This is a genomic window from Protofrankia sp. CiP1_Cm_nod3, from assembly GCF_982290655.1.
This window is the reverse complement of record NZ_CEVIVD010000119.1, coordinates 9,790-14,466: the sequence shown is the minus strand read 5'-3', so window position 1 is coordinate 14,466 and position 4,677 is coordinate 9,790. Positions and strand designations below refer to the sequence as shown.

The window sequence follows — 4,677 nt, the reverse complement described above, 5'->3', positions numbered from 1 at the left end:
GGTGGGCCGTGGCAAGGTTTCCGGCACCGCCGGCACGCTTCGGGGCGGCGGCCGACGTCATCCGGACGGGCCCGGTGCCGGTGGAGCCGTCGCTCACGGTCCCGCCGCTTGTGGCTCCGTTGTTCATGGCCCTGCCGGTTACGGCCCTGCCGGTTACGGCCTGGCCGTCCGCTGTGGACGCAGCCGGCCTGGTGCCGTGCTGTCCGGGCACGGCGTCCGGCCCGGTGCCGCGTCCGGCCGGGGTGATGGCCGGCCCGCTGTCCGGCCCGGCCGGCGAGCCAGGCCGGGCCGGCCTGCCGGCGGCATTGATACGTACCGAGTAGGCGCTGGTGACCAGCGGCGAGGGAGGCAGGGCCACCAGCTCCCGCTCGCCGGGGCCGAACAGCGGCAGGACGTCGAGCGGGACGCCCAGGCAGGCCAGCTGGCCGAGGCCGGCGAGCAGCGTGCGGCCGTCGTCGGGCCGGCCCGCGGCCAGGGCCACGTACCTGGCCTGGACCGATCCGGCCAGGGAACGGTGCGCCATGGACAGCAGCGAGTCGCCACCGAACGCCTGGACGAAGATCCGTGCACCCGCCGCGGCCGCGTCACGGACCGCGTCCATGAAGCGCACCGGAGCCGAGCAGTGCCGTGCCCACAGCGTCCGCAGCTCCCGCGGGTCGTCGCACCGTTGCCCGCTGACCGAGGAGGCGATGACCGCCCGCGGGGCCCGGATGGGCAGGGCCGCCAGCGTGTCCGCCATCCGGGCGTCCGCCTCGGCCACCAGGGGGGAGTGGAAGGCGTGCGAGACCCGCAGCTGTCTGGTCGTGACGCCCTCGGCGGCACCGCGTTCGCGGAGCCGTTCCAGCGCGCTCAGCCAGCCGCTGGCGACGAGCTGCGAGGGATGGTTGACGCAGCCGAGCCACACCCCGTCGATGCCGGCGGCGAGCCGGTGGAACATTGCCTCGTCGGTGTGGAGCGCGAGCATGCCGCCGCGCCACGCGGGCTGCGCGCCGGCGACGGCCGCGCCCCGTTCGGCCAGGAAGCGCAGGGCGTCGGCCGGTTCCACGGCGCCCGCGGCCACCGCCGCCGGCAGTTCCCCGACGCTGTGGCCGATGCAGACGTCCGCCCGCAGCCCGCAGCGCGCCAGCAGCTCGCCGACCGCGATGCCCAGCGCCCCGAGCACGGGCTGGCAGATCTCGGTCGCGGTCAGGGCTGTCTCTGCTGTCTCGGCCGCCTCCGTCGTCTCGGCTGCCCGCTGACCGGCGTCCGGACGCGCGTCCCACACGAGCTCGGCCAGGCGGCGGCCGAGCAACGGGCGCAGGACCTCGTCCGACGCGTCGGCCGGCGCGGCGAAGCCGGCGAACCGTTCGTACAGGTCGGCGAGCATGCCCGGCCGTTGGATGCCCTGCCCGGGGAACATCAGGGCGGTCCGGCGGTCCGCCTCGGGCAGTGGGGCGGACACGGCGTAGCCGCCGCCCGGCAGCTCGCCGAGGCGGCCGGCCCGCAGCCGGGCCGTGGCCTCGGTGAGCCGCTGGCACACCTGGGCGCGGGATGTCGCGACCAGGCTCAGCCGGGCCGGGAGCAGCTCACGGGTGGCGAGGGTGTGGGAGAGCGCGGCCGGTGTGATCGTCGGGTCGGCCTCCACCGTGTCCCGGACGGCCTCGGCGTGGCTGGCGAGTAGCTCCACCGAGCCCGCGGACAGCAGCAGCAGCCATGGCGCCCCGGCGGGGAGTCCGGCGCTGCCTGGCAGTCCGCCCGGCTGTCCGCCCGGCCGTCCGCCCGGCGTCGCGCCCGTTCCATGATCACGTGCACGTTGGTGCCGCCGAAGCCGAACGAGCTGATCGCGCCCCGCCGGGGCCGCTCCTCGGTGTCGGTCCACACCCGGGGCTCGGTCGGGACGCGCAGCCCGGCCTCGGCCAGCGGCAGGGCCGGGTCGGGCCGGATCTCCGGCTGCGGCGGGACGATCCCGTGGTGCAGCGCGAGCGCCATCTTCACCAGGCTCGCCGCCCCGGCCGCCGCCAGGGTGTGGCCGATGAGGGCCTTGGCCGAGAGCAGGTCGCACGGCCCGGCCGTGGGGTCTTCCGCGCGCAGGTCCCGCAGCGCGGTGGTCTCGGTCCGGTCACCGACGGTGGTTCCCGTGCCGTGGGCCTCGATCACGCTTACCGTGCCCGGGGCCACACCGGCGTCGGCGTAGGCGGCCCGCAGCGCGGCAAGCTGCCCATGGGCGCTCGGCGTCATCGGGCCGGCGGCGCGGCCGTCGTTGGTGATGCCGATGCCGCGGATCACCGCGTACACCCGGTCACCGTCGGCCAGCGCGTCCGCGAGGGGACGCAGGACGGCGACCCCGCCGCCCTCGCCGAGGACGAACCCGTCGGCGCGCTCGTCGAAGGGACGGCACACCCCGCTCGGTGAGAGCGCACCCACCCGGGAGAAGGAGATCAGCGCGTCCGGGGCCAGGTTGAGGAAGACCCCGCCGACCAGGGCGACCCGGCACACCCCGGTGCGCAGCGCGAGGACCGCTTCATGCAGCGCCACCAGCACGGACGAGCAGGCGGAGTCGATGGCGAACGCGGGGCCGCCGAGGTCGAACACACTGCTGATCGTTCCGGCCGCCATGTTGGGCAGGCAGCCCGCCAGGGTGTACGCGTGCGGTGCGGCGATGCCGGCGTCCGCGGCCCGCTCGGCCGCGGCGAGCAGGTCCGGGTCGGCCTCGCCGCCGTGCAGCGAGCCGTCCGCGAGCAGGCTCGCCCGTATCCGGGCGCCGGCCAGCTCCCGGTAGTCGGACTGGCTGATGCCCATGTAGACGCCGGTGTGTGCCCGGTCGAACGGGCGGCGTTCCAGGCCGGCGTCCTGCAGCGCCTCACGGGCGAGGTCGACCAGTAGCCGCTGCTGCGGGTCCATCGCCCGGGCGCGCAGCGGTGGGATCCGGTAGTGCGCCGCCGCGAACCGGTCGACGTCGTCGACGAAGGCGACCCGGTCGGTATAGGCCCGATGCGGATTTCGTGGATTCAGCGGGTCGTAGAAGGTCCGGTGAATCCATCGGCTGTCCGGCACCTCGTGGAACTGTGGCCCCGCTGTCTGGAGCAGGCGCCAGAATTCGCCGAGGTCGGCCGCGCCCGGAAAACGAGCCGAAAGCCCGACTATCGCGACGTCCGTCACAGGCGATCCCCCCGATTGTCGATTGGCGCAAGATAATTGTCTGGATGTTGTGGCGCGGTCCGGGAACGGTCGCGGACAGCGGCCACGGAGGTCCTGTCGGGCATGTTTGTTCATGAGCCGCCGCCGTTTACCGGCGGTCCTCTCCGGTGGTGTCCTCGCGGGCCATCCGCCGTTTTCGTACGCCAGTGTGTATTTGCTTGGTATCTCGGTGTCGTTATGTTCTCGTATGCTGCCGGCAGTACGTTCTGGCCAGTTTCCTGGTCGGTATTCTGACCGGCCCGGGGACGATCTCGCCGCATCTCGCCCGGCGGGCGGTGGCATGCCGGGTAACGTCGTTTTTCCACCTCTCGTCCCGGCGCGTCGCGTTCAGCTCCGCGGGCCCTGGTCGGAGAGTCCCGCGCACGCCGGCTGGAACAGTCTTTACTTTGTATCGCTCCTGGAAGACGGTCGAGGGATTGTGGTTCGGCCGGCGGGTCGTCCACGGCGGCTGGCCGGGCTGATATGCCGGCCGGGTGGACATGAATGTGTGCACATCACATCTTGTCGTCGTCGTCGGCGGCGGCGGCGTCGACGTTCTCCGGCGCCGCGCCGGTGGGCGGCGCGCGGGCGCGACGGCTCGTCCGGAAGGCCCGGACGGCCCGCCACCCCGGCCGCGGGGAGCCCGCCGCGCCCTGGTCAAGTAGCCGTCCGCCCACGTGGCCGGGGCCGAGATACCGTTTGCTGAGGTACCTGCGTACTTGTACGGTGCCCGCCCGCGGGGCCCACGCCAAGATGGAGCTGTAGGCGTCGTAGGTGCCCCTGGGCGACTTCCGTGCTTCCCGTCCACGGGCGGTTCCTCGGACAGGTCGTGTATATGGCGCATCGGACGCCGCTCGCGTAGCGGGCCGAAGGTGGCGTGGTCGTGTTTTCCGCGCTGCCGGCGGCTCGGCCGCACGGGCCGCCAGGAGGCGTGAAGCGCGCCGTCTGATCGTTCTGGACCGAGGAGATCGGGAATGAGTCATGTGAAGTTCGCCACCCGCGACGGTACTCCCTGGGTACCGCAGTACATCGTGGCGTTGGACGGGGACAAATGTATCGGCTGTGGTCGTTGCTACAAGGTCTGCGCCCAGGGTGTGCTCCGCCTGATGGGCGTGAACGACGAGGGTGAACTGGTCGATCCCTTTGACGACGACGAGGACATCGAGCGCAAAATTATGATCATCGATGCCGCCGGCCAGTGCATCGGCTGCAATGCCTGCATCCGGGTGTGCGGTCCGCGCTGCCAGACCTACGAGCCGGCCGAGGCGGCCTGATCCACCGGTATTTCCGTTTCACCGTTTCCGTTTCGCGCGGCTGTGTCCCGGCTGGCTCCCGCGGTGACGCCGGGCCGCCCGCCGGGACACGAGGACCGTTCGGCCTGCTCCGGACGGCGCTCGGGAACCCGGATCTTCCGGATCCGGGTCTCCCATGTCGGCTTCCGGTTTTCCCGGCTTTCCAGCCCTGCCGACACCCGGTCTCGAACGCCGAGGAAGCGCTGAAGAGACGCTGAAAAAGCACCGA

Annotated in this window: 4 protein-coding genes; 1 reads left to right on the top strand and 3 read right to left on the bottom strand. The window is 72.8% G+C overall.

From position 1 onward, the window contains the following. From AC5LUJ_RS18770 to AC5LUJ_RS18760, 3 genes are all read right to left on the bottom strand, one after another. A partial coding sequence (locus tag AC5LUJ_RS18770) for an acyltransferase domain-containing protein (protein ID WP_493465385.1) occupies positions 1–1,366 on the bottom strand: 1,366 nt, incomplete at its 3' end. A gap of 179 nt (positions 1,367–1,545) precedes the next feature. Further along, a complete protein-coding gene (locus AC5LUJ_RS18765; RefSeq protein ID WP_493465384.1) occupies positions 1,546–3,138 on the bottom strand; it encodes a beta-ketoacyl [acyl carrier protein] synthase domain-containing protein in 1,593 nt (530 codons plus the stop codon). Between the two features lie 533 nt (positions 3,139–3,671). Then, positions 3,672–3,833, bottom strand: coding sequence for a hypothetical protein (locus AC5LUJ_RS18760; protein WP_493465383.1), 162 nt, complete (start codon positions 3,831–3,833; stop codon positions 3,672–3,674). Positions 3,834–4,130: 297 nt separating this feature from the next. On the opposite strand from AC5LUJ_RS18760, the gene fdxB reads away from it, so the two are divergent. Further along, on the top strand, positions 4,131–4,430 hold the full coding sequence (fdxB, locus tag AC5LUJ_RS18755; protein ID WP_250286053.1) for a ferredoxin III, nif-specific: 300 nt from the start codon (positions 4,131–4,133) through the stop codon (positions 4,428–4,430). Positions 4,431–4,677 lie beyond the last annotated feature (247 nt).